The sequence below is a fragment of the Aeromicrobium sp. YIM 150415 genome, from assembly GCF_016918125.1.
GTDB lineage: Bacteria > Actinomycetota > Actinomycetes > Propionibacteriales > Nocardioidaceae > Aeromicrobium > Aeromicrobium piscarium.
Window position 1 is genome coordinate 1 of record NZ_JAERWM010000030.1, and the last position, 23,341, is coordinate 23,341.

The 23,341-nt window shown below is 71.1% G+C and carries 22 protein-coding genes, 1 pseudogene and 3 riboswitches; of the genes and pseudogenes, 8 read left to right on the forward strand and 15 right to left on the reverse strand.

Annotation, left to right across the window (positions count from 1 at the left end; translation table 11 throughout):
* Nucleotides 1-150 precede the first annotated feature (150 nt).
* The 8 genes and pseudogenes from JL108_RS17760 to JL108_RS17790 all read right to left on the reverse strand — a co-directional run bounded on the left by JL108_RS17760 (nt 151) and on the right by JL108_RS17790 (nt 7,780).
* A complete protein-coding gene (locus JL108_RS17760) occupies nt 151-462 on the reverse strand; it encodes a DUF4333 domain-containing protein (RefSeq protein ID WP_205199461.1) in 312 nt (103 codons plus the stop codon).
* Nucleotides 463-532: 70 nt separating this feature from the next.
* Complete coding sequence (locus tag JL108_RS17765; RefSeq protein WP_205199462.1) at nt 533-1,315, reverse strand: NAD(P)-binding domain-containing protein; 783 nt, start codon at nt 1,313-1,315, stop codon at nt 533-535.
* The gene (locus JL108_RS17770) at nt 1,312-1,737 is read right to left on the reverse strand and encodes a histidine phosphatase family protein (protein ID WP_143913609.1); all 426 of its coding nucleotides are present in this window, start codon (nt 1,735-1,737) and stop codon (nt 1,312-1,314) included. Before JL108_RS17770 ends, JL108_RS17765 begins: the two co-directional genes overlap by 4 nt.
* Nucleotides 1,734-2,507, reverse strand: coding sequence for a uroporphyrinogen-III C-methyltransferase (cobA, locus tag JL108_RS17775; protein ID WP_307837315.1), 774 nt, complete (start codon nt 2,505-2,507; stop codon nt 1,734-1,736). The genes JL108_RS17770 and cobA overlap by 4 nt, the downstream gene beginning before the upstream one ends.
* Nucleotides 2,508-2,516: 9 nt before the next feature.
* A pseudogene (locus JL108_RS20640) lies at nt 2,517-2,723 on the reverse strand (NAD(P)-dependent oxidoreductase); the annotation flags it as partial.
* Entirely contained in the window at nt 2,720-5,185 is a 2,466-nt protein-coding gene (locus tag JL108_RS17780; protein WP_205199464.1) for a cobyrinate a,c-diamide synthase, read from the reverse strand. The pseudogene JL108_RS20640 and the gene JL108_RS17780, both read right to left, overlap by 4 nt.
* A complete protein-coding gene (cobO, locus tag JL108_RS17785) occupies nt 5,179-5,793 on the reverse strand; it encodes a cob(I)yrinic acid a,c-diamide adenosyltransferase (protein ID WP_205199465.1) in 615 nt (204 codons plus the stop codon). Before cobO ends, JL108_RS17780 begins: the two co-directional genes overlap by 7 nt.
* A 1-nt stretch (nt 5,794) precedes the next feature.
* On the reverse strand, nt 5,795-7,780 hold the full coding sequence (locus JL108_RS17790; RefSeq protein ID WP_205199466.1) for a VWA domain-containing protein: 1,986 nt from the start codon (nt 7,778-7,780) through the stop codon (nt 5,795-5,797).
* A 45-nt stretch (nt 7,781-7,825) separates the two neighbouring features.
* Nucleotides 7,826-7,959: riboswitch (cobalamin riboswitch) on the reverse strand.
* A gap of 173 nt (nt 7,960-8,132) precedes the next feature.
* Here JL108_RS17790 and cbiE point away from each other — a divergent pair.
* Together cbiE and JL108_RS17800 are read left to right on the forward strand one after the other, a co-directional pair.
* Complete coding sequence (gene cbiE / locus JL108_RS17795) at nt 8,133-9,335, forward strand: precorrin-6y C5,15-methyltransferase (decarboxylating) subunit CbiE (protein ID WP_205199467.1); 1,203 nt, start codon at nt 8,133-8,135, stop codon at nt 9,333-9,335.
* Nucleotides 9,332-10,084: a cobalt-precorrin-4/precorrin-4 C(11)-methyltransferase gene (locus tag JL108_RS17800; protein ID WP_205199468.1), complete on the forward strand. Its 753-nt coding sequence runs from the start codon at nt 9,332-9,334 to the stop codon at nt 10,082-10,084. Before cbiE ends, JL108_RS17800 begins: the two co-directional genes overlap by 4 nt.
* Nucleotides 10,085-10,332: 248 nt before the next feature.
* On the opposite strand, the gene JL108_RS17805 is transcribed toward JL108_RS17800, so the two are convergent.
* The 7 genes from JL108_RS17805 to aztB all read right to left on the reverse strand — a co-directional run bounded on the left by JL108_RS17805 (nt 10,333) and on the right by aztB (nt 17,557).
* Nucleotides 10,333-11,829 (reverse strand): precorrin-2 C(20)-methyltransferase, encoded by a 1,497-nt coding sequence (locus tag JL108_RS17805; RefSeq protein WP_205199469.1) that lies wholly within the window; start codon nt 11,827-11,829, stop codon nt 10,333-10,335.
* Nucleotides 11,826-12,494, reverse strand: coding sequence for a precorrin-8X methylmutase (locus tag JL108_RS17810; protein WP_205199470.1), 669 nt, complete (start codon nt 12,492-12,494; stop codon nt 11,826-11,828). Before JL108_RS17810 ends, JL108_RS17805 begins: the two co-directional genes overlap by 4 nt.
* A 79-nt stretch (nt 12,495-12,573) precedes the next feature.
* A complete protein-coding gene (locus tag JL108_RS17815) occupies nt 12,574-13,422 on the reverse strand; it encodes a nitrite reductase (protein WP_307837314.1) in 849 nt (282 codons plus the stop codon).
* A gap of 158 nt (nt 13,423-13,580) precedes the next feature.
* Nucleotides 13,581-14,762 (reverse strand): zinc metallochaperone AztD, encoded by a 1,182-nt coding sequence (gene aztD / locus JL108_RS17820; protein WP_205199471.1) that lies wholly within the window; start codon nt 14,760-14,762, stop codon nt 13,581-13,583.
* Between the two features lie 28 nt (nt 14,763-14,790).
* On the reverse strand, nt 14,791-15,690 hold the full coding sequence (gene aztC / locus JL108_RS17825; RefSeq protein WP_205199472.1) for a zinc ABC transporter substrate-binding protein AztC: 900 nt from the start codon (nt 15,688-15,690) through the stop codon (nt 14,791-14,793).
* Complete coding sequence (locus JL108_RS17830) at nt 15,684-16,718, reverse strand: hypothetical protein (RefSeq protein WP_205199473.1); 1,035 nt, start codon at nt 16,716-16,718, stop codon at nt 15,684-15,686. Before JL108_RS17830 ends, aztC begins: the two co-directional genes overlap by 7 nt.
* Nucleotides 16,715-17,557 (reverse strand): zinc ABC transporter permease AztB, encoded by an 843-nt coding sequence (gene aztB / locus JL108_RS17835; protein WP_205199474.1) that lies wholly within the window; start codon nt 17,555-17,557, stop codon nt 16,715-16,717. Before aztB ends, JL108_RS17830 begins: the two co-directional genes overlap by 4 nt.
* A 49-nt stretch (nt 17,558-17,606) precedes the next feature.
* Between aztB and aztA the strand changes: the two genes are divergently transcribed.
* From aztA to JL108_RS17865, 6 genes are all read left to right on the forward strand, one after another.
* Entirely contained in the window at nt 17,607-18,245 is a 639-nt protein-coding gene (gene aztA / locus JL108_RS17840) for a zinc ABC transporter ATP-binding protein AztA (protein WP_205199475.1), read from the forward strand.
* A 284-nt stretch (nt 18,246-18,529) separates the two neighbouring features.
* Nucleotides 18,530-19,171 (forward strand): (2Fe-2S)-binding protein, encoded by a 642-nt coding sequence (locus JL108_RS17845; protein ID WP_205199476.1) that lies wholly within the window; start codon nt 18,530-18,532, stop codon nt 19,169-19,171.
* A gap of 5 nt (nt 19,172-19,176) precedes the next feature.
* Nucleotides 19,177-19,355: riboswitch (cobalamin riboswitch) on the forward strand.
* 55 nt (nt 19,356-19,410) lie between these two features.
* Nucleotides 19,411-20,472 (forward strand): ABC transporter substrate-binding protein, encoded by a 1,062-nt coding sequence (locus JL108_RS17850; RefSeq protein ID WP_205199477.1) that lies wholly within the window; start codon nt 19,411-19,413, stop codon nt 20,470-20,472.
* Nucleotides 20,462-21,199 carry a hypothetical protein gene (locus tag JL108_RS17855; RefSeq protein WP_205199478.1) on the forward strand — a complete coding sequence of 246 codons (738 nt, stop codon included), beginning with the start codon at nt 20,462-20,464 and terminating at the stop codon, nt 21,197-21,199. The genes JL108_RS17850 and JL108_RS17855 overlap by 11 nt, the downstream gene beginning before the upstream one ends.
* Nucleotides 21,196-22,251 (forward strand): iron ABC transporter permease, encoded by a 1,056-nt coding sequence (locus JL108_RS17860; protein ID WP_205199479.1) that lies wholly within the window; start codon nt 21,196-21,198, stop codon nt 22,249-22,251. The genes JL108_RS17855 and JL108_RS17860 overlap by 4 nt, the downstream gene beginning before the upstream one ends.
* Nucleotides 22,248-23,024: an ABC transporter ATP-binding protein gene (locus JL108_RS17865; RefSeq protein ID WP_205199480.1), complete on the forward strand. Its 777-nt coding sequence runs from the start codon at nt 22,248-22,250 to the stop codon at nt 23,022-23,024. The genes JL108_RS17860 and JL108_RS17865 overlap by 4 nt, the downstream gene beginning before the upstream one ends.
* A gap of 28 nt (nt 23,025-23,052) precedes the next feature.
* A riboswitch (cobalamin riboswitch) is annotated at nt 23,053-23,231 on the forward strand.
* Nucleotides 23,232-23,341 lie beyond the last annotated feature (110 nt).

Here is a 23,341-nt window from a genome sequence, read left to right on the forward strand (position 1 = left end):
GCTCCGGGGCGGGGGGGCGCCCCGCCCGCCCCCCCCCCCCCCCCCCCCCCCCCCCCCCCCCCCCCCCCCACGGCCACGGGCGCGAACGAGCCGTGTGCCTGGGCGGTGGGTGATAGTTCACCGCCCGAGTACGCCGGAGCGGTGCGGCCGTCAGGGATTGACGGTCTGAGCGACCTCGACGTTGACCCGGTAGTCGTTGCCGTCCACGTCGGAGATGGTGACGGTGGCGTCGATGGTGTCGCCGCCCGCGGTCAGCAGGCAGTCGACCGTGTTGCCCTCTTCGATGACGACCGGGTCGTCGCCGCAGTCGAAGTCGTCAGGACGCTGCCCGACCTCCTCCTCGAGCGCACCGACGGCGACCTCGGCGATCTTGTCCGGATCCTCCTCGGGCGGACCGGAACTGCAGGCGGTGAGGGTGAAGGCGAGTGCGGCGGTGGCCAGGATGAGGGATCGAGTACGCATGGTCTTCCCGAAGTCGGTGACGGTGGTCCACATAGAGCATGTCACCTCATCGTCCGATCCGCAGCAGCGGTCAGCCGAGTCGACGCCCGTGCGCGTGGAGGCGATCCAGGGACTCGGTCACGGTCGTGTAGACGCCGGCCTCGGTGAGGAAGTCCCGGAAGGCTTCGTTGATGCCCCCGGCGGTCGCGTGCGAGTCGGCCAGCACGGTCAGCTCCCGCGGCGACCGCAAGCTCGCCGCGATCTCGCCGAAGAGGCCTTTCACATAGTGATCCGCCTCGCCGGACGACAAGCCATCGTCGGCGAGCCAGCCGGCGATGGTCGCGAGATAGGCATAGTGCGCGGCGACGGTGGCCGATGCGGTGAAGATGCGCTCGAGTAGGGCCTCGGTCGGGACGTCCAGTGCCCCGCCGAGCCGGCCGAACAAGGCCTCAGCGGCGTCGGTCCGGGGATGCACGGGCGTGGTGGACTGTCGGCCGGCGACCGCGGGCATGGGAGCTGAGCGCGCGAGATCGGCGGCGGGCGACACCAGCGGTGCCAGGTCCTCCAGCGCGAGCCCGGCCATGACGCTCACCACGGACTGCTCGGGACGGAAGCTCAGGGATTCCAGCACCTCGGCGGCGTCCTGCGGACGGACGCTCACGATGACGACATCCGAGGCGTCGACGACCGCCTGATTGTCGGTCTCGACTCGCACGGTGGCGAACCGCTTCGCGAGGGCTTCGCTCCGGCTCGCGCTGCGTGGGGAGAGCGCGATCGTCGGAGGTTCCGCGACGTCCTCGCACAGGCCGGTGACGATCGCCTCGGCGAGCGTTCCCACCCCGAGGACGCCGTAGTGCGTTCGGCTGTCGGTCACGGTGTCTCGATCCATTCGGTATTGGCGATGATGCCGATCCGTCGGTCCGCGAGCAGCGCGGCGGCCACGGCGATCGTATCGCCGTGGCTGACCGCCAGGACGGGCCCGCGACCGGCGAACTCGTCCGCGAAGCGGCGCACGCGGTCGGCGACATCGTCACCGGTCTCCTCGGCCGACTGCTCCACCAGCAGAGGACTGGTGCGCAGGTCCAGGCCGAGCTGTCCGGCCACGATCTCGCCTGTCTGCTGGGCTCGGACGGCGGGCGACGCCCACACCTGGGCGATCCCCCGATCGGCGAGCAGCGCACCGGCGGTGGCGGCCTGAGCCCGCCCGCGTTCGGTCAGCTCGGGATGCAGCACGTCGTACTGCATCCGTCCCACGGCATTCCAGGTGGACTCGCCGTGCCGGAGCCAGACGATCATCCGAGCTCCAGGCCCGCGACGTGACCGATGACGGTGACCGCGGGAGCGCCGATCCCCTCCTCGGTCGCGCGTTCGGCGATGTCGTCGAGGGTTGCGCGAACCACCCGTTGTGAGGGGAGCGTGCCGTCGGCGATCACGGCCGCAGGCGTCGTGGAGGCCAGTCCGGCACTCACCAGACGGGTGGCGATGGCGCCGAGCTGGCGCACTCCCATGAGCACCACGATCGTCAGGTTGCTTGAGGCCAGCGCCTCCCAGTCGACGGTGGACGCGGGATCATCGGGAGCGACATGGCCCGAGACCACGGCGAAGCCCTGGGTCAGGCCCCGGTGCGTCAAGGGGATGCCGGCCGCGCCGGGCACGGCGAGCGCGGAGCTGAGTCCGGGCACTACCTGGGTGGGGACGCCGGCCTCGGCGCACGCGATGAGCTCCTCACCACCGCGACCGAAGACGAAGTTGTCGCCACCCTTGAGACGCACGACGGCGCGGCCACTCTGTGCGGCCTCTACCAGGATGCGGTTGATCTCCTCCTGCGGTGTGAACCGCCCGTGCGGGATCTTGGCGACATCGATGACCTCGGTGTCGGGCGCGGCCCACGAGAGCACCGCATGGGGGACGAGCCGGTCGGTCACGATGACCTCGGCCTTCTCGATCGCCTCGCGTCCGGCGAGTGACATCAGTCCCGGATCCCCGGGCCCGCCACCGACGAGCGTGACGGTGCCGAGCGCCGACGACGCCGGACGATCGGCGTGCTCGGCGGTGTTCTCCCGCAGGACGATGTCGGCATCGTCGAGGAGAGCCTCGTCGAGGACCGTCGCCCGACGTACGAGCCCACGCGCCACGAGGTCCTCCACCGTCGCATCGAGGCGGTCGGCGACGAGGGTGACGGTGGCGCGTTCGCCGAGCAGGCCGGAGATCGTGGCGGCGGTGCGCGGTCCGGCACCGACGATCACCACGTGACGTTCGGCGACGTTGAGCTCATAGGTCATGACAGTTCGATCCTCAGGGCGGTCAGGAGCTTGCGGGTGAGGGCAGGTGGGCGCACGGCGATGCGCACCCACTGGCCGTCCAGACCCGGGAAGGTGTCGGCGCGGCGGACAGCGTAACCGGCGGCGGCGAGACGACCGCGCACCCCGGTCCCCACCCGGGCGAGCACGAACGGTGCGTCCGAGGGGCTGAACGGCACGCCGAGCTCGCTCAGTCCGTCGGTCAGCACCGCGCGATCGCGAGCGATCCGTGACGCTCGGGCGCGCGCCTCGGCCGCGGCCTCGGGCGTGTGACACGCGATCATCGCCTCCACCGCCGGCGAGGACACCGACCACGGAGCCTGCAGGTCCCGCAGGGCCGCGATGACCTCCGCCGGGCCGGTGGCGAAGCCGGCGCGGATGCCGGGCATGGCCCACAGTTTGGTGAGACTGCGCACGACGAGCACTCCCGGCAGCGAGCGACCCGCCAGCGACTCCGGTTCACCGGGTAGCGCGTCCATGAAGGCTTCGTCGACGACCACCAGACGTCCCGGACGTCGCAGACGCTCCAGGTCGACGATGCGATGCAGGCGGCCGGTGGGATTGGTCGGATTGCCGATGAGGACGAGATCGGCGTCCTCGGGGACCGCATCGGTCGCCAGCGCGAAGTCCGGGCCGGGCAGCAGGACGTGGGTCGGCTCGTGGCCGGCCATCCGCAGGGCGACATCGGGCTCGGTGAACTGGGGGTGCACGATCACCGGCTGCCGCCAGGGCCGCAAGCGGGCGACGAGTCCGAAGACCTCCGCCGCTCCCGCACTGGGGAGGACCTCCTCGACGGGCCGGGCGAGGTGATGCGCGATCGCCCGGGCGGCGGGCCGTGCATCGGGATAGCGGTCCGAGCGGGTGACGCCCAGGACGAGGGCATCGGTCAACCACTCGGGCCGCGGGTCGGTCGAGACGTTGACCGCGAAGTCGATCGCGCCGTCCACCGCCTCCACGTCCCCGTGATGCCGTAACGGATCGAGTGGGGTGGTGATCTCGATACTCTCGCTCGCAGAGCTCGCATCGAACTCGATCACCGGTCCGGAGGGGTGGGGGGTGGTGATCTCGATACTCTCGCTCGCAGAGCTCGCATCGAACTCGATCACCGGCATCTCGGTGGTGTGGGAGGCGGCGGCGACGAAGGCGCGGGCGAGGTCGGGGGTGCCGGCCCAGTGGGTGTGCAGATACGAGGCGTGCAGGGTCGTCGAGGCGAAGCCGGCGGGACGATCGTCGAAGGTCCAGGCGGCCTGCTCGCCGTGACCCGGCGTCACCTGCGTGCGATGGAACTCGTGGCCGACCACCGTGGTGCCCGCCGGCCCCAGCACCGAGACGTGCGGAGCGACCGCCTGCCGGTAGGCCAGGGTCAGCCGACCGGTCATCTGAGCATCGGCGTCGATCGCCCCGGCCATCGGCGCACCGTCGAGCGTCCGGCACAGGTAGAGCAGACCGGCGCACTCGGCGACCGTCGGCACCCCGTCGCGCACCGCGGTGCGGACGGCCGCCCTTATCGGGGCATTGGCCGCGATCGCACCGGCGTGCACCTCGGGGAATCCGCCACCGAGGTAGAGGCCGTCGATGCCGGCCGGCAGGTCCCGGTCCTCGAGCGGGTCGAAGCCCACGAGCTCGGCCCCCGCCGCCGCGAGCAGCTCCTCGGTCTCGGCATACCGGAAGGTGAACGCTCGTCCGCCCGCGACAGCGATACGAGGCCGACGACTCGGCGTGTGGGCTGGCGGTGTCCAAGGCTCGGCCTCCAGCGGCGGAGCGGCCCGGGCGATATCGGCGACCGCCGAGAGGTCGACGGTGCGCGCGATGCGTTCGCTGAGCCGGTCAAGGGCCGCGGCGGCGTCGTCTCGTTCGGCCATCGGCACGAGACCGAGGTGGCGCGACGGCGCGACGATCCCGTCATCGCGGGAGATGACGCCGAGCACGGGGGCATCGATCGCGTCCACCACTTCGCCGGCGTGGCGGTCAGAGCCCACCTTGTTGACGATGACGCCCGCGATCGTGACGGCGGGATCGAAGGCCCGCATGCCGGCGACGAGCGCACCGATCGAGCGGGAGGCGTGCGAGGCGTCGACCACCAGGACGATGGGCGAGTCGGTCAGCGCGGCGACGTGGGCGGTCGAGGCGAAGCCCTGGCCGCCGATCTGCCCGTCGAACAGGCCCATGACACCCTCGATCACGGCCAGGTCGGCGCCCGCGGCGCCGTGCAGCAGCAGCGGCACGATCCGTTCCTCCCCGACCATCCGGGGATCCAGATTGCGTCCGGGTCGGCCGGTGGCGAGGGAGTGGTAGCCCGGATCGATGTAGTCGGGACCGACCTTGTGGCCGCTGACCACCCGGCCCGAGCGCCGGAGCGCGGCCATGAGGCCCGTCGCCACGGTCGTCTTGCCGTGCCCCGAGGCGGGCGCGGCAATGACGACTCGCGGCAGGGACGTCACCATTCGATGCCCCGCTGGCCCTTCTGGCCAGCATCCATCGGATGCTTGACCTTGGTCATCTCGGTCACCAGATCGGCGGCCTCGATCAGTCGGGGATCGGCATCGCGGCCGGTGATGACGACGTGCTGGCGTCCGGGACGGTTCCGCAGCGTCTCGACGACCTCGTCGACGTCGACCCACCCCCACTTCAGCGGGTAGGTGAACTCGTCAAGGATGTAGAGGTCGTGCTCCTCGCGTTCGAGCCGACGCGCGATCTCGGCCCAGCCCTCGGCGGCGTCCGCGGCGTGATCGTCCTCGGTGCCCTGCTTGCGGGACCAGGACCAGCCCGAGCCCATCTTGTGCCACTCGACGGGCCCGCCCTTGCCGGTCTCGCGGTGCACCTCGTCGAGGGTCTCGAGCACGCTCTGCTCGCCGACGCGCCATTTGGCGGACTTGACGAATTGGAAGACGCCGACGCGCCAGCCCTGGTTCCAGCCACGCATGCCGATGCCGAAGGCGGCCGTGGACTTGCCCTTGCCCGGGCCGGTGTGCACGATCACGAGCGGCCGGTTGCGGCGCTGGCGTGTGGTGAGCCCGTCATCGGGCACGACGAGCGGCTGTCCCTGGGGCATGTCAGGCCACCTTCTCGGGCAGATGGGCGGAGATGGCCGAGGTGAGGCCATCGGCCGTCACCTCGCCGAGCGGAACGTAGTCGGCACCGAGGTGCCCGGCGAGCTCGCGGGCGAGGCCGAGGGTGAAGCGGCCGGTCTCGCAGTCCACGACCAGCGCGTGGACATCGGTGGCGGCCAGGCGCTGAGCCACGCGGCGGGCGCGCGCGATCGCGTCGGCGCCGTGGGTGGCCCTGCCGTCGGTGACGACGACGAGCAGCGGACGACGCCGTGGATCGCGGAGCCGCTCGCGGCGGATCACCTCGGCCGCCTGGGTGAGGCCTTCGGCGAGCGGGGTGCGACCGCCCGCCGGTACGTCGTCGAGGCGGGCCTTGGCCACGTCGACCGAGCCGGTCGGGGGCAGCACGAGCTCGCCGGCGTCGCCGCGGAAGGTCACGAGCGCGACCTTGTCGCGGCGCTGGTAGGCGTCGAGCAGGAGGGAGACGACGGCGGTCTTCACCTGGGCCATCCGCTTGCGGGCGGCCATCGAGCCGGAGGCGTCGACGCACAGCAGGACGAGGTTGCTCTCGCGGCCCTCCTTCACGGCGACACGTAGATCGTCACCGGCGAGGCGCAGGCGTCCGGTGGTGCGGCCGCGGGCGCCCTGGTGGGGGATGGCAGCGCGGATGGTGGCGCCGAGATCGACGGCGCCGCCGTCCGCGGCGGGGGAGGCAGCGATCCGGCGACCGGTGTCGGTGATGGCGCGCGAACGGCGACCGGCCTGACCGCGTCCCACGCCCGCGACGCGGAAGGTCTTGGTCCGCTGGGCCTCTCCGGCGCGCACCTGGGACGTGGGTGCGGGAGCCTGCTCGTCGCCCTGGCCGCTCTGCGGTGGCGGGGGAGCAGCCGCATCGTCGCCGGGCCCGTCGTCGTTCTGGCCGGGATCCGGCGTGCCGCCGCCTCCTCCGGGATCGGTGTCGTCGTCGGGGCCTTGCGGATCGTCCGGCTCGTCGTCACCGAGGAGGTCCTCGAGCTCCTGCTCGTCGATGCCCGGGGCGTCGAAGGGATTGCGCCGACGGCGGTGGGGCAGTGCGAGGCGTGCCGCCACGGCGATGTCGTCGCGGTCGATCGTGGTGCGCCCCTGCCAGGCGGCGTGCGCGGCGGCGGCCTTGGCGGTGACGATGTCCGCGCGCATGCCGTCGACGTCGAAGGCGGCGCAGATCTCCGCGATGCGGGTGAGCACCGCGTCGGTGAGCTCGACCTCCGGCAGCAGCTTCTGAGCTGTGGTGATGCGCTCGCGGAGCTCCTGCTCGTCGTCGGCGTAGCGCGCCGCGAAGCCCTCGGGGTCGGCATCGAAGGCGAGCCGACGGCGCACGATCTCGGCGCGCAGCCCGGGATCGCGGGGAGCGGCGACGTCGACGGTCAGGCCGAACCGGTCCAGCAGCTGCGGCCGCAGCTCGCCCTCCTCGGGGTTCATCGTGCCGACGAGGACGAAACGTGCCGCGTACTCCACCGACATGCCGTCGCGCTCGACGGTGGCCCGGCCCATGGCGGCGGCATCGAGCAGCAGGTCGACGAGATGGTCGTGCAACAGGTTGACCTCGTCGACGTAGAGGATGCCGCGATGAGCCTTGGCGAGCAGGCCGGGCTCGAACTCGGCGCGTCCCTCGGCGAGCGCGGTGTGCAGGTGGAGCGACCCGAGGACGCGGTCATCGGTCGCACCGACGGGCAGCTCGACCAGCCGTACCGGCCGTTGCTCGGTGGCCGGATCCGGGTCGAAGGGGCCGTCGGGGCTCGACGGGTCGCGCGGGTCGCTGCTGAACCGGTCGCCGCTGACCACCTCGATCGGCGGCAGGACATCGGCGAGGGCACGGACCATCGTGGACTTGGCTGTGCCCTTCTCTCCGCGCACGAGGACGCCACCGAGGTCCGGGGCGATCGCGGCGAGGGTGAGGGCGAGTGCCATGTCGTCGGCTCCGGCGACGGCACAGAAAGGAAAACGTGCTGGCATGTGGGGCTCCCGCTCGTCGTGCCATTCGGGTCGGCGACGCGGTCGCGTCGCCCCGCAGCACGAGGCCGGTCTTCGGACTTCCCGTCCTTCGACGGGTTACCGCAGCGGGCCCTGTTCCGGACTTGCACCGGATTCCCAGATTCTCCTCGCGTGGAGGCACCTCGGGCTGCGTGCGCCAGCGTAGCCGATCCGTCGGCGGGGGCCGGGGCATGGTCGATCAGGGCGCCGAGCGGTGCCTCAGCGTCCGTTCTCGAGTGAGGGCGGTGAGTACGCGTCCCTCCGTCAGAGAGAACGGACGCTCACCCACCGCCGGGAACCGAGGACTCTGCGCCCCCTCGTTACAGTGGCGGCCATGACTGTGACCGTGATCGGCATCGGAGCCGACGGATGGGACGGGTTGTCGCCTCGCGCGCGGACGGCGGTGGAGCGTGCCGAGCTCGTGCTGGGAAGCCCCCGTCAGCTCGGGCTGCTGCCGTCCGGTATCGAGGCCGAGCGACGCGAGCTCCCCTCGCCCTTGCGCGAAGGGCTCGCATCCTTCGCGCAGGAAGCCGGCTCGCGCCCCGCGGTGGTGCTCGCGTCCGGCGATCCCTTCCTGTCCGGTATCGGCTCCACCCTCCTCGACGTGCTCGGTGCCGACGCGATCGAGGACGTCGTGCCGGCGGTCTCGTCGGTCACCCTCGCGCGGGCGGCGATGCGCTGGGCGGCCGAGAGCACCTCGTGGGTGAGCCTCGTCGGTCGCGACGCCTACCGGCTGTTGCGCCACCTGGAGCCCGGAGCACGCCTGCTGGTCCTTGTCTCCGACACGACGACCGCGACCCATGTCGCCGCCATCCTCACGGCCGCGGGCTTCGGCGAGAGCCGCATCACCGCGCTGTCGGACCTCGGATCCGCCGAGGAGTCGCGCCGTGACGCTCTCGCGCGGATGTGGCACGGCAAGACCCCGCCGCTGACGGTGCTCGCGATCGAGTGCGACGGCCCGGGTCCATGGTGGTCCCGCACCGCCGGACTCGATGACGATGCCTTCGAGAACGACGGCCAGCTCACCAAGCGCGACGTGCGCGCCAGCGCCCTCGCCCGGCTCGCGCCGCGTGCCGGTGAGCTGCTGTGGGATGTCGGTGCTGGCGCCGGCTCCGTCGCGATCGAGTGGATGCGCGCGCACCCCCGCAACCGGGCGGTGGCGATCGAACGTCACCCCGAGCGTGCTGCCCGCATCCGCCGTAATGCCGAACGTCTCGGCGTACCCGAGCTCGAGATCGTCGAGGGCACGGCTCCGGAGGCGTTGGGCGACCTGCCGCGGCCGGATGCGGTCTTCGTCGGCGGGGGTGCGACGCGCGAGGGTGTGCTCGACGCGGCCTGGGAGGCGCTGGTGCCGGCCGGACGCTTCGTGGCGCACGGTGTCACGATCGAGACCGAGTCGCTGCTCGCCTCCTGGCACGACCGCCACGAGGGCGGTGAGCTGACCCGCATCAGCGTCGAGCACGCCGAGCCGATCGGCGGCTTCACCGGGTGGACCCCCTCCCGGGCGGTCACCCAGTGGTCGGCGATCAAGCGGTGACGGTTCATTTCGTCGGGGCCGGACCGGGCGCGGCGGACCTGCTGACGGTACGCGCCGCTCGCCTCCTCGCGGAGGCCGATGTCTGCCTGTACGCGGGCACCTATCTCGACGCCGTCCTGGAGCACTGCCGCGCCGATGCTCGCCGGGTGGACACCCAGGACCTCGATCTCGACCAGATCATCGACGAGATCGTCGAGGCGCACCGCGCCGGCTCCACGGTGGTCCGGCTGTGCTCGGGAGACCCCTCGGTGTACTCGGCTCTCGCGGAGCAGACGCGACGTCTCGATGCCGTGGGTGTCCCGTGGGACGTGACCCCCGGTGTGCCGGCCTACGCGGCGGCCGCGGCGCTCGTCGGTGCGGAGCTGACGGTGCCCGAGCTCGTGCAGTCCGTCGTGCTGACCCGTGCTCAGGCGCGCTCGACCGTCATGCCCGATGGCGAGGCATTGGAGAACTTCGCGGCTACCGGCGCGACGCTCGTGCTGCATCTGGCGATCACTCGGGCGGGCGAGCTGGCCGACCGGCTCGCGCCGTACTACGGGGCGGAGTGCCCCGTGGTCGTCGTCTTCCGCGCGAGCCAGCCCGATGAGCTCGTGCTCCGCGGCACGCTCACGGATATCGGCGACCAAGTCGCCTCGGCCGGTTTGCGGCAGGCGGCCGTCATCCTCGTCGGTCCGGCACTCGCCCGGCACGGCGACGGCGAATCCTTCCTCTACGCCGCCACCCGAGATCGTTCCCTCAAGCGGCGCTGACCCCGCCCGGCGGCGGTACGCCATCAACCTTTCCTCCGGGGTGGCGGTATCTGGTCAACCTTTCGCCTCGGGTGGGGGTAGCTGGTCAACGTTATTCGTGTTTGGTCGGGTTGATGGTCTACCGCTGCCGAGTGCCGAGCCCCGCTCAGCGCAGGGGTAGGTCATCAACGTCATCGCGCACGCAAAAGGTTGATGGTCTACCGCCACGCGGCCCGAAAGGTTGATGACCTACCGCTACAGGGTTCAGCTCAGCGGACGAAGCGAGGGGACCACACCTGACCCGCTTCGGTCACGCGAGTGCCGGAGGCGCCGACGATGACGAGGCACTTCATGTCGATCGTCGTCGGGTCGAAGTCTCCGAGGGTGGTCACGGTCAGTGACTCCTCCGCCCGTCCCACATCGCGGCCGACCACCACGACCGTCTCCGGCGCGCGGTGCCGCAGCATGATGTCGCGCAACTCGCTCACCTGCGTCATGCGGGACCGCGACGCCGGGTTGTAGACCGCGAGCACGAGATCGGCCCGGGCGATGTGGTCGAGACGTTCTGCCACCACGTCCCACGGCTTGAGCCGGTCGGAGAGGCTGACCACCGCGAAGTCCGCTCCCACGGGTGCACCTGCCCTGGCCGCCACCGCCTGCACCGCCGAGACACCGGGCAGAACTCGGATCGGCACGTCGGCATAGGCGGGATCCTCGGCCGCCTCGAAGACCGCCGATGCCATGCCGAAGACACCGGCATCGCCACCGGAGACGACGGCCACCCGTTCGCCGCTCGCGGCGAGGTCCAGTGCCAGCCGGGCCCGGTCGACCTCGACCGTGTTGCCCGAGACATGTCGGGTGAGCCCCTCGCGCTGCGGCACTCGCTCGACATACGGCCCGTAGCCGACCACATGGCCGACCTCCGAGAGTGCGGACGTGACCTCGGGCGTGATCCAGCGGTCCGGCCCCGGGCCCAGCCCGACCACGAGCAGTTCCGCCGTCGGTACCGAGGAGGTCCCGACGGGCGCGGGCGCGTCATACCGGGCGCCGACAGAATCGCCGGGCACCACGATGAGAGAGAAGTAGGGCACGGCGGACGGGTCGACGTCCCGCACCGGCAACCAGCGTTGCTCGGGCATCGACGCCCGCTCGACATAGAGGGCGTCGTCGAGGCGGCCGGCCTGGCGCAGTGCCTCGACGACCGAGCCGAAGGTGCGCCCGAGCTTCATGATGATCGCACCGTCGGTGTCGGCCAGCCGGCGGGCGAGCTCAGGGGTGGGCAGGGTCCCGGGCAGGACGGTGAGCACATCGGTCTGCCGCACGAGCGGGGTCGCCGCGAGCGCGGTGGCCGCGGCGAACGCCGGCACGCCGGGCACGACCTCGGTCGCGAAACGATCCGACAGCCGGTCGTGCACGTACATATAGGAGCCGTAGAACAGCGGATCACCCTCCGCGAGCACGACGACATCGCGGCCGGCTTCGAGGTGTGTCGCGAGCCGTGCGGCGCAGTCCTCGTAGAAGTCGGCCATCGCGCCCGCATAGCCGCCGGGATGCTCGGTCGCGCCGGTGGTGACCGGGTACTCGAGCACCTCCTCGGTGACGCCGGCGGGGATCAGCTCATCGGCGATCCGGCGGGCATTGGAGCGCTTGCCCGGTCCCTGGTGGTAGGCGATGACATCGGCGGCCTGGATGAGCCGCGCGGCCTTGCGGGTGATGAGCTCGGGGTCCCCGGGCCCGAGTCCCACGCCCCACAACCGCCCGCTCATTCGCGCTCCTGGGCGAGGGCATTGAGGGCCGAGGCGGCCATGGCCGACCCTCCGCGACGGCCGTGCACCGTCACGTAGGGGATGTCGATGCCGTGATCGGCCGCGAGGTCCGAGAGCGCTTGCTTGGACTCGGCAGCCCCGATGAAGCCGACGGGGACGCCGACGATGGCGGCGGGCCTGGGCGCGCCGTCGATCAGCATCTCCAGCAGATGGAAGAGCGCGGTCGGGGCGTTGCCGATGGCCACGACGGCACCCTCCAGACGGGGCTCCCACAGCGATACGGCCGCCGCCGAGCGGGTGGTGCTGAACTCGCGAGCGAGACCGGGAACCGAGGCATCGCGCAGCAGGCAGACGACCTCGTTGTCGCGGGGGAGACGCGCGCGTGTCACGCCCGAGGCGACCATGTGCGCGTCGGTGAGGATCGGTGCGCCGTTCTCCAGCGCGCCTCGCGCCGCGCCGACGAGCCGGGGATGGATCTCCAGGTCCCGGGTGAGATCGGTCTGGCCGGTGCCGTGGATCATCCGCACGGCGATCTTCTCGGCGTCCGCCGGGATCCGGGACAGATCGGACTCGGAGCGGATCGTGGCGAAGGAGTCGACGTAGATCGCCGGTCCGTCGTCGATGTAGTCGTAATGCCGACTCGGGCGGCGGGGCTCGTCGCTCATGCCGGCACCTGCCGAGGAGAGCGTTGATGGTGGGCAGCTGCCGGCATGAGATTCCTCATTGTTCGCTCGCTCCGCTCGCTCATGCGGACTCCTGGTCGGGGACGATCACACTGCGCCACGGGGTCACGAGGACCTCATCGGGCAGCGGCTGCGCGGCGGCGCGGTCGAGACGTCCGTCGGGGATCGGGACGTGCCGGGCCACGCGTCCGTCACGCTGCTCGATGATGCCGGGCGGCCACGGCTCGGCCGACACCCGGGTCCGCGGATCGCGATCGACGGCCTCGCCGATCGGACGATCGAGCTCATCGACATGCCAGGGAGCGTCCGGGCCGCCGCCCTGTGCCCCGATGAACTCGCGAGCGAGGCCAGCCAGGGCAGCCGCCGCACCGTTCATGTCCACCACCGGCCCCCATCCCTCACTGCCGAGTCTGAGCTGGACGCTGGTGGGATCGAGCGCCATGAGCCCCAGGTCGAGGGGACGCCACGCGACATCGCCTCGGCCGTCGTCGAGCACGAAGAGGAAACGGCCGGGAAGCGCGGCGAGGGTGGGGTCGGAGCAGAGCAGCCGGTCGAGCTCCGCGGCGATCGGACGCACATCCGCGCGGCCGGCTGCCCGACCCGACATCGGGGAGATCTCGATATTGCGGATCAGCTCGTGCGCCGGCGACGGCAGCAGCCCGACCTCGATGATCGCCTCGACGAATCCGGCCGGCACGCATCCGTCGTGGTGAGAGACGCCCCGGATCTGGACATTGGCGCGCGAGGTCAGATGCACCGCACCGTCGCCCCAGCGCTCGGCGATCGCGATGAGGTCATGGAGTCGACGCATCGGCGCGCCCGCCAGGCGGAGCCTGACGAGCGCGCCGTCATCGGCGATCCACGGCCGGAAAACACCGGGACATCGGTCCGATCGGGTGCGGGAGGTCACCGGTTCATGGTGCCACGTCGCCCGGAGCCGATCGCCGGAGCCGTGATCGCTCGGTCGTAGCGGTAGCTGGTCAACCTCATCCGAGTCCCATGAGGTTGACCAGCTACCTCCGCTGGGGAGGTGAGGTTGATGACCTACCGCCGCCGGCGGGGCGCGGCTCAGTGCGAGTGGAGCACGCCGCTGAGCTCGTTGGGGGCGACGTCGAGATCGACGGTGGCCGTGATCTCACCGGAGTCCAGGTCGACCGCGTGGAGCTGCTGGTTCTCCGGATCGCTCACATAGGCGGTGTGCTCGCGGACGAAGATCGCCGGCCGCGGCTGCTGCCAGTCGATCGGCTCGGTCCACTCGTCCTCCAGTACCTGGATCGAGTCGGTGATCTCGGCGGTCTCCGGATCGATCACGTGGATCGCGCCGTCGGTGCCGAGCACGAGCGCCTCGCCGTCGTGGCCGCGGGCCAGCGAACGGAAGGTGTAGCTGGCCGGCAGGTCCACCAGGGTCAGCTCGTTCGTGGCGGTGTCGGTCAGGGAGACCTGCGTCGGACGCTCGAGCTCGGCGTCGGGGTCCTGCTTGTAGTCGCCGAGCACCACCGAGGATGCGTCCGTGCCGGCCTGGTTGCCGATGCGGCCGTACTCGGTCGGGCTGTCGATCTTGGTGAACTCGCCGTCGGCATACGTCAGCAGGCCGTCCTCGCAGCCGATCACGACGACCTCGTCGCGTGCCGTCGCCTCGCCGTGCACCCCCGGGCACTCCTCGGAGCGGGCGACCTCCTCGCCGTCGGCGTCGACCACCCGCGCGCCCACGCGGGTCTCGCTGTCGCCGAGGGAGGTCAGCAGGTCGCCGTTCTCCAGCACGATCGCGACGCCGTGGTGCGCCTCGGGAGTCGAGTAGGTCTCGGTCTCGGGCATCTCGCCGTGGTCGAGGCCGTGTGGATCGAAGACCGTGATCTCGCCGGTGCCGTCGGCGAACAGCACGGCCTTGTCCGCGTGCCGGACCACGTGGCCGGGCGTATCGGCCTCGAACACCAGGTCGGTGAGCTCGCCCGCGGTCGCGTCGAGGACCTGGAATCCCTCGGAGGTCGAGACCAGGATGTGGTCATCGGTGCCGGCGGGGTTGAGGCGGTTGAAGCCGTCGAGCTCGATGTCCTTCTCTACCTCCAGGGTCTCTCCGTCGAGCAGCAGGACGCCGCCGTCATAGGTGACGGCGACCGGATGGTCGATGGATCCGCTGCCGTGGTCGTGTCCGTGGTCGCCGGCCTCGTCAGACTCCGAGTCGCTGCCGCAGGCGGCGAGCGTCAGCGTCGCGGCGAGCGCGAGTGGCAGGATCGCGTGTCGTCTGGTCATGGGTGTTCTCCTTCAATGGGTGGGTGTGTCAGGACAGTGCGGAGGCGATGGCATCGGTATTGGCGCGCATCATCCCCAGGTAGGTGGCCGCCTCGCCGTCGGCGGTGAGCGACTCGGAGTACAGCGAGACCACCTGCACGTCGATGCCTGCCGTGTCGGCGAGTACCTGCGCGAGACGGTCCGGTTGCGACGAGTCGGCGAAGACCGCGGGCACGCCGTTCTCGGTGATCGCGGTGGCGAGGGAGTCGAGGTCGGCGGCGCTGGGCGACGCGAGCGTGGTGCCGCTCGGGATCACGGCGCCGACGACCTCGAAGTCGTAGCGGTCGGCGAGGTAGCCGAGGACGTGGTGATTCGTGACCAGACTGCGGCGATCGGCCGGTATCGCGTCGAAGGCCTCCCTCATGTGCCGATCCAGGTCGGTGAGCTCGTCGAGGTAGGCCACGGCCCCCTCGCCGGGCTCTATGCCCGCGTGCTCCTCCAGTGCCTCGGTCACGTGCTCGACCGCGAGGCTCATGCGGGCGGGATCGGTCCAGAAGTGCGGATCGAGCTGGCCCGCGGAGGCTCCCTCGCGATATTCCAGGGGGTCGACGAGGTCGCCGACGGCGAGCACCGGCACGCCGTCGGCCTCGGCGGCGTCGACGACGTGTTGGACGCCCTCCTCGAGGCCGAGTCCGTTGCTGACCACGAGGTCGGCGTTCTCGACGGCGGCCGCCTGCTGGGCGGAGATCTCGAAGGAGTGCGGGTCGGCCCCGGCCGGCATGAGCACGGTGACCTCGACATCGCCGCCGGCCACCTCCTGCACGACATCGCCGAGGATATTGGTCGTGACGACGACACCTCCGTCGGACGGGCCACCCGAGCAGGCGGTGAGTGCGGCCGCCGACAGGGCGATGCCGCCGGCGAGCGCGGCCAGCCGCCGGGTCACCATCCCGTCTCCACCAGGTGGAGCGGGGTGACGTCGCCGGTCTGGATCCCGCGGGCGATGCGCAGACTGTCGGCGTAGTCGATCTCGTGGACGACCGAGGCCTCGGCATCGTTCACATAGGCCCGTGACGTGTCGGCGACGAGGGACGGCGGGTTCTCGAGGTCCGGATTCTCCAGGAGGGGGCGCTCGGCCACCTGCTCGCCCGTGGCGTCGTAGTGCCGCAGCGTGCCGTCCTCGCCGAGCACGAGCACGCCGAGGTCGGCGCCGAGCGCGACCGCCGCGAGGGGCGAGGGGGACTCCATGGTCGTCCAGGTCCGGCCGCCGAGATCGAGCACCGCGACCTCATCGCCGAGAACCGCGGCGAGCTCGGTGGCGCGGGGGCGCTGACCGAGCTCGCGGGCCCGCTCCTCACCGGGATAGGGCACGAGATCGTTCTCGCCGTCCTCCGTCACGAGGACGCCGTCGGCGCACGCGATGACGAGCTGCTCGCCGGTCCGCACGGCACCGTCGGGGTCGTCACAGGAGCTGTCGATGTCGTCGTCCGCGGCTGTCGTCAGCTCACCGTCCTCCAGGGCGTCGCGGTCGACGGTCGTGACCGCGCCGTCTGCATCGATGGCGAGCGTGTCGGAGCCGAACGCGCCGACGATCGTGCCGTCGGCCAGCTCGGTGTCGCCGAGCTGTGCGGCGTCCTGGCGGTAGTAGTGGTTGTGGTCGCCGTGCGGCCAGGTCCAGCTGCCCGCGTCGAGCACCGTCGCCGTGCCGTCCTTGCTTCCGAAGACGAAGCGCCCATCGGTCTGCACGGAGTCGGCAGGCAGGTCGAAGGTCTCGGCGCTGCCGTCGAGGAGATCGATGACCGAGGCTCGTTCGCCATCGGCGACCACGAGCCGGTGCTGTGCCTCGGCCTCCTCGACGGCGCCCTCGACGTGCCCGTGGCCGTGCTGGTCCCCGGCGGTGTCGTCGTCACCGGAGGACGAGCAGGCGGCGACCAGGACGATGCTGGTGACGGCGAGGAGGGGGCGAAGGGGTCTCATGCGGTCCTTTCGAGGGTGCGGGCAGTGGAGGGCACGACGGAGCGCAGTCCGAGTGCCAGGACGAAGATCGCGACGGCGCAGGCGGTGATCGTGGCTCCCGCCGCCGTGCCCGCGTGCCAGGAGACGAGCAGCCCGACGACGACGGCCACGGCGCCGAGCGCGGCCGCGAGGGCGATGGCGAGGGATACGCGGGAGGTCCACAGCACCGCCGCGGCGGGAGGCGCGATGAGCATGCCGAAGACCAGCAGCGTTCCGACGATGCTGAACGTGGCGACGATCGCGAGGGTCAGCATGGTCAGCAGCGCGAGCTGGGCGATCTCGGGACGCAGCCCGCTGGTGCGGGCGATCCGGCGGTCGAGGGCGCTGACCAGGAAGGCTCGGTGGCCGAGAGCGGTCATCGCGACGATGACCGCTGTCGTCACCGCCAGCGTCACGAGATCGCCCTGTTGCACGGCGAGTACCTCGCCGAAGAGGAAGGCGGTGATGTCGACGGCGAACGAGCCCGAGGCGGAGACGATGATCACGCCGGCCGCGAGCATCCCGACGAACAGCAGGCCGATGGTGGTGTCGGTTCCGAGGCGGCGGTTCCGTTGCAGCGCCGATACCCCCAGGGCCATGAGGGCGGCGGCGATCCCCGCGCCGAGGCTGAGACTCACACCGGCCAGGGACGCGAGCGCGACGCCGGGGAGCATCCCGTGGGACATCGCGTCGCCGAGGAAGGCCATGCCGCGCAGCACCACCCAGGTGCCGGCGCAGGCGCAGGCGACGGCGACGAGGAGTCCCGCGATCGCGGCGCGGGTGACGAAGCTCACGGCGAAGGGGTCGGTCAGAAGGTTCATCGGCGAGGACTCTACAATGCAATGAGAACCATTCTTATTAGGGGGTCGGATGATCGACGTGTGTGAGGTGCACGCGGGCTACGGGCGGCACGAGGTGTTGCGGGGCGTGACCTGGTGTTTCGCTGCCGGGCGGGTGACGGCGCTGCGCGGCTCGAACGGCTCGGGCAAGACGACGTTGCTCGATGTCATGGCGGGGATCAGGCCCCCGGCGCGAGGCACCGTCAGCCGTCCTCCCGGCGGGGTGGCCTATGTCCCGCAGCGCACGCACATCGATCCACGCCTGCCCCTCACGGTGCGCGATGTCGTGACGATGGGAGCCTGGCAACGGCGTGGCCCGTGGCGCCGGGTGAGCCGTGATGATCGCCGGGCGGTGGAGAGCGCGATGGACGATCTCGGCATCGCCCATCTCGCGCGGCGACGGCTCGATGAGCTCTCCGGCGGACAGGTCCAGCGGAGCCTCGTGGCCCGGGCGATCGTCTGCGACGCCCCGGTGATGGTCCTCGACGAGCCGATGTCGGGGCTCGACATCGGGGTACGGCGAGAGCTGAGCGATGTGCTGCGCCGGGTCGCGGCCTCCGGCCGGGTCGTGGTCCAGGCCACGCACGATGCCGAGGCCGCGGAGGCGAGCGATCAGGTCGTCACCCTCGTTGACGGCCGCCTCCACCGCCACCCCTCGACGGTCCACTAGCGATGCCACGTCCAGGTGGAGCGGTGTCGCTGCGCTCGCCGTCGTTACTCGATCACCGATCTGGGTCCTTGGTGGTCGAGTAGCCCAAGGCCGTCCGCGGCCGACGCCGTGGAGCCAGCGCATCGGGGGCGTAGCCGCGCTGGAGCGAGGCCAGGTTTGGGCTGGGGTGGGTTTCGATACGGTCGCTCGCTGAACGAGCTTCCTACTCAACCACCGATCCCTCGCCTCGGTGGTCGAGTAGTGGAGGTCGCTGGAGCGAAACCACGTTCGCGTAGCCTGCGGGCATGGACCCGCTCGCCGGACTCGGCCCGTACTTCGCGGTCGAGCGCGGGACGGTGGGTGAGGGCTGGCTGACGCTGGACCAGCTCCACGGCGAGGTCCTTGCCGAGCGCGTCGCCCACACCCGCGACGCTCTCGCCGAGCGCGCTCGCGCGGACGTCGAGGACCGGGTCGCCGCCTCGATCATGTCCCTCGGACTGTTCGCACGTCTCGTCTCCCCGGTGCTCGGATCGCTCGCGGCAGGGGTGCTGGCGCCGCGCATCGACCTGTCGACGACCCGCTGGCGCCCCGTCGACTCCGGGCCCTGGCCGATCGCGGTCGAGCCCGGCGAGCCGCGCACGCTCGACGAGGTGACCACCGAGGTCGTCGGCCCCCTCGCTGAGCGCATCGGAGCCGACTACTCCGTCTCGCGCACCATCCTCGACGGCAATATCGCCTCAGCGGTCTTCGGAGCCGTGACGATGCTGCGCCGTCTGGGCGCCGCCGATGCCGACCGGGCCACCGGGGCCGCCCTGGGCAGCCTCTCCGAGGGCCCGCTGCGCGGCACCGGCACGGTCGACGGCGGCTTCGTCCGCGCCTCGTGCTGCCTGTACTACCGGTTGCCCGGTGGCGGCTATTGCGGCGACTGCGTGCTCGCCGCCCGTTGAGCCGCTGCTAGAGTGCGAGCGCCAGTCGTGCTCGTTTGAGCCAGGGAACCCGGTGTGAGTCCGGGACTGACGCGCAGCGGTGAGGGTGACGGGCGGAGCTTGATGCCACTGGACGATTGTCCGGGAAGGCGCTCCGTCTGATTGATCCCGAGTCCGAAGACCTGCTGGTCGCACGTTCGCGTGTGTGATCCATCCAGTTGCAGGCTTCGCGTTTGAGCCTCGGACGAAAGGGACCTGTCATGGTCGTCCGTACCCTTCCCACCCTCGCTGCCGCCGCGGCGGCACTCCTGCTCGCCGGCTGCGGAGCCGACGCCTCGGGCGACTCCGCGAGCGACGACACCGACGGCGTCTCACTCACCAACTGCGATATCGAGAAGACCTACGCGGCCCCCGTCGAGCGGATCGTCGCGACGAGCAACTCGGCGAATATCGGCACGCTGCTGCGGGTCGGCGCCGTCGACCAGCTCGCCGCAGTGGCCCTCAACCCCGACAACGACGAGATCATGACCGAGCTGTACGGCTCCGGTATCGAGGACGTGCCGCGCCTCGAATCGCCGATCTCGCTCGAGGCCATCGTCGCCCAGACCCCCGACCTGCTGATCGGTTCGTACAGCGGCCTGTTCGCGGGATCCTCCGGTGTCACCGAGGAGGTCGCCGCCGAGCGAGATATCGACACCTATGTGATCTCCGACAGCTGCCGGCAGGACCCCGATGACACCTCCTCGGCCCTCGGGACGATGGATCCGTGGACGGCGGTGCGGACCGATCTGGAGAACTACGGCGCGCTGACCGGACACGAGGACGAGGCCTCCGAGGCCATCGAGGATCTCGATGAGCGACTCGGTGCCCTGGAGGACGCACCGCGTCCTGACGCCGCGCCGAAGGTCCTCCTCTTCGACAGCGGCACCGATGACCTCTACACGTCGGGCCACAACGGCCCGCCGCAGGGCATCATCGATGCCGCCGGAGGCGAGAATGTCTTTGCCGACGAGGACACCACCTGGTTCCGAGCCAGCTGGGAGGCTGTCGCCAGCCGTCAGCCCGATGTGATCGTGGTGCTCGACTACCGCAGCGGCGATGAGAACGAGGTCGCGACGAAGATCGACACCATCCGCCAACAGCCCGCGCTGCGCGACCTTCCTGCCGTGGCGGAGGACCGCATCGTTGTCCTCCCGCTCGCCCTCTTCACCAGCGGACATCCCAATATCGAGGCGGCCGAGGCGCTGCGCACCTCCTTCGACGACCTGGGCCTCACGCCCGAGTCGGGCATCGAGGGCCGCTTCGCCGGTTATGGCCGCTGACCCGAGCTGGATCGTGCTGGCCCGGCAGGCGTTGCCGGGCCAGCGGATCGAGCTCGGGATGAGGGAGAGAGATCCTGGCGCGTGGACACCACTGCGCTCGTTGGCCGACTCCCGTGCCTGGCCGTCGATCGCCCGCGACTACGCCGACGGCATCAGTGCGCGCTCTGCGGTCGTCGGAGCCTCGTGTGCCCTGCAGGGTCTCGCCTCGCGGGTGATGGGGCCGGTGCTCGTGGGCTGGGCGCTCGGGCATCCGGTCCCTCGCCTGGCGGATGTCGAGGTGGAGGTGCTCGTTCGCGCCGGCCGTACGACGGGCGTGCGCTACAGCGTCACCCGGACGACGCCGCTTCACGCCGATGAGCTCGTGACATCGCTGGCGACTGTGATCCATCCGCTCGTCGAGGCGATCCGGGAGACCTTCGCGCTCACCGAACGGGTGCTGTGGGGCAATGTCGGTGCGTCGTGTGCCGGGGCCCTCGGCGCGGCGCACCGGATCGCGAGCGATGCCGAGGTCGTGCGCCAACACGGAGAGCGACTGCTCGCCGGACCCTGGCTGGTGTCGCTGGCCGTCGAGCCACGGACCTGCGATGGCGCATGGACCTATCGTCGGGACACCTGCTGTCTGATTCACCTGGGGGACGGACACCGGTTCTGCCCCGGATGCTCACGGGTGGATCCGGCGGACGACCGCGTGCGCTGGCGCGAGCGACTCGAAGAGCTAGCCCGATGACCACGACAGTCGGGGTGGGCGCTCGTGTGTGGCGGCGCCGGACGATCGTCCTGTGCCTGCTCCTGGCGTTGCCGCTCAGCATGGTGCTCGCGACGGGGTTCGGAGCGACCGAGGTCCCGGTCGACGAGATCGCCGGTGTCTTCGCCGACCGCCTCTCCGGCGAGTCCGGCTCCTCGGTGGCCTCGACCATCGTCTGGGACATCCGCACCCCTCGCGTCCTGCTGGCCGCCATCGTCGGTGCCGGCCTCGCGCTCGCCGGAGCGATGATCCAGACCCTGGTGCGCAACCCATTGGCCGACCCTTATCTGCTGGGCATCTCCTCGGGGGCGAGTGTCGGGGCGACCGCGGTCATCACGCTGGGAGTGCTGTCCTCCGCGGGACTCTGGGCCCTCACCGGAGGTGCCCTGCTCGGCGCCCTCGGCGCGGCGGTCCTGGTGTTCGGCATCAGCATCGCCCAAGGGGGATTGACGCCACTGCGATTGGTGCTCACCGGCACGGTCCTGAGCGCTGCCTTCTCGGCGGTGGCGAGCTTCCTGGTGTTCCGCAGCGCTGAGCCGCAGGCCGCGCAGTCGGTGCTGTTCTGGCTGCTCGGCAGTCTCGCCGGTGCGTCGTGGATCAAGCTCGTCGGGCCTCTGGCGGTCGTCCTCCTCGTCGGCATCGTGGTGTGGATCCTGGCGGGCTGGCTCGACGCGCTGGCGATGGGAGCGGACGCCGCCGCATCCCTCGGCGTGCCGGTCGTCGCGCTGAGGATCGGGCTCTTCATCGCGCAGGCCATCCTCGTGGGCGTCCTGGTGTCGGTGGCGGGCGGCATCGGCTTCGTGGGACTGGTCGTGCCTCATCTGGCCCGCATGCTCGTGGGCGCGCGGCACCGTGTCCTCATCCCGGTCGCGATGCTCGCCGGGGCGTTGTTCCTCGTCTGGGTCGATGTGGCGGCGCGCGTGCTGGCGCCGCCGATGGAAATCCCGCTCAGCGTCGTCACGGGCCTGATCGGCGCTCCGGTGTTCCTCGCCGTCCTGGGCCGGCGCCGCTACCGCTTCGGGGACGCCACATGACGGCCGAGATCTACCTGCGCGGTAGAGCGCTCTCGGCGTCCATCGGCGGCCGACAGGTGCTGGACGCGGTCGACATCGAGGTCGCCCGTGGCGAGTTCGTCGCCGTGGTCGGGCCGAACGGGGCGGGCAAGTCGACGCTGCTGCGGGTGCTCGTGGGATTGCAGCGCGCCTCCGGAGGCGAGGTCGAGGTCGACGGTCGAGGGCTGCGCGCCTGGTCCGCCCGACAACGAGCCCGGCGAGTCGCCTTCGTCGAACAGGAGTCGTCCGGCTTCGCCGACCTGCTGGTCAGTGAGCTCGTCGCCCTGGGCCGGCTACCGGCTCATCCGCCGTGGCGCTCGGCCGGGGCCGGCGAGGCAGCGGCCGTGTCCCACGCGCTCGCCGCGGTCGATCTCACCGAGCATGCCGATCGCTCGATGAGTCAGCTGTCCGGCGGCGAGCGACGCAGAGCGCTGCTCGCGCGGGCACTGGCTCAGGACACCGAGCTGATCGTCCTCGACGAGCCGACGAATCACCTCGATATCCGGCACCAGCACGCGCTGCTCCGGCGAGTACGCACGCTCGGCCGTACCGTCGTCGCTGCCCTGCACGACCTCGACACGGCCCTCGTCTACGCCGACCGCGTGGTGATGGTGAGCGACGGCCAGGTGGTGGCAACCGGCCCCGCGGCCGAGGTGCTGCGGCCGGACCTCGTGGAGTCGGTCTTCGGGGTGCCCGCGGCGCATGTCCGCCACCCCGTGACCGGGCGGACACGGCTGGTCGTGGGTGATTTCTAGCACGCCCTCGTCCACGGCGTTGAGGCGCTGCTAGAGTGCGAGCGCCAGTCGTGCTCGTTTGAGCCAGGGAACCCGGTGTGAGTCCGGGACTGACGCGCAGCGGTGAGGGTGACGGGCGGAGCTTGATGCCACTGGACGATTGTCCGGGAAGGCGCTCCGTCTGATTGATCCCGAGTCCGAAGACCTGCTGGTCGCACGTTCGCGTGTGTGATCCATCCAGTTGCAGGCTTCGCGTTTGAGCCTCGGACGAAAGGGACCTGTCATGGTCGTCCGTACCCTTCCCACCCTCGCTGCCGCCGCGGCGGCACTCCTGCTCG

Excerpts from the sequence above, each read along its gene's own strand:
- JL108_RS17760 (WP_205199461.1), bottom strand. The coding sequence starts at position 462 with ATGCGTACTCGATCCCTCATCCTGGCCACCGCCGCACTCGCCTTCACC.
- JL108_RS17770 (WP_143913609.1), bottom strand. The coding sequence starts at position 1,737 with ATGATCGTCTGGCTCCGGCACGGCGAGTCCACCTGGAATGCCGTGGGA.
- JL108_RS17780 (WP_205199464.1), bottom strand. The coding sequence starts at position 5,185 with ATGGTGACGTCCCTGCCGCGAGTCGTCATTGCCGCGCCCGCCTCGGGG.
- cobO (WP_205199465.1), bottom strand. The coding sequence starts at position 5,793 with ATGCCCCAGGGACAGCCGCTCGTCGTGCCCGATGACGGGCTCACCACA.
- JL108_RS17790 (WP_205199466.1), bottom strand. The coding sequence starts at position 7,780 with ATGCCAGCACGTTTTCCTTTCTGTGCCGTCGCCGGAGCCGACGACATG.
- cbiE (WP_205199467.1), top strand. The coding sequence starts at position 8,133 with ATGACTGTGACCGTGATCGGCATCGGAGCCGACGGATGGGACGGGTTG.
- JL108_RS17805 (WP_205199469.1), bottom strand. The coding sequence starts at position 11,829 with ATGAGCGGGCGGTTGTGGGGCGTGGGACTCGGGCCCGGGGACCCCGAG.
- JL108_RS17810 (WP_205199470.1), bottom strand. The coding sequence starts at position 12,494 with ATGAGCGACGAGCCCCGCCGCCCGAGTCGGCATTACGACTACATCGAC.
- aztD (WP_205199471.1), bottom strand. The coding sequence starts at position 14,762 with ATGACCAGACGACACGCGATCCTGCCACTCGCGCTCGCCGCGACGCTG.
- aztC (WP_205199472.1), bottom strand. The coding sequence starts at position 15,690 with ATGGTGACCCGGCGGCTGGCCGCGCTCGCCGGCGGCATCGCCCTGTCG.
- JL108_RS17830 (WP_205199473.1), bottom strand. The coding sequence starts at position 16,718 with ATGAGACCCCTTCGCCCCCTCCTCGCCGTCACCAGCATCGTCCTGGTC.
- aztB (WP_205199474.1), bottom strand. The coding sequence starts at position 17,557 with ATGAACCTTCTGACCGACCCCTTCGCCGTGAGCTTCGTCACCCGCGCC.
- aztA (WP_205199475.1), top strand. The coding sequence starts at position 17,607 with ATGATCGACGTGTGTGAGGTGCACGCGGGCTACGGGCGGCACGAGGTG.
- JL108_RS17845 (WP_205199476.1), top strand. The coding sequence starts at position 18,530 with ATGGACCCGCTCGCCGGACTCGGCCCGTACTTCGCGGTCGAGCGCGGG.
- JL108_RS17850 (WP_205199477.1), top strand. The coding sequence starts at position 19,411 with ATGGTCGTCCGTACCCTTCCCACCCTCGCTGCCGCCGCGGCGGCACTC.
- JL108_RS17855 (WP_205199478.1), top strand. The coding sequence starts at position 20,462 with ATGGCCGCTGACCCGAGCTGGATCGTGCTGGCCCGGCAGGCGTTGCCG.
- JL108_RS17860 (WP_205199479.1), top strand. The coding sequence starts at position 21,196 with ATGACCACGACAGTCGGGGTGGGCGCTCGTGTGTGGCGGCGCCGGACG.
- JL108_RS17865 (WP_205199480.1), top strand. The coding sequence starts at position 22,248 with ATGACGGCCGAGATCTACCTGCGCGGTAGAGCGCTCTCGGCGTCCATC.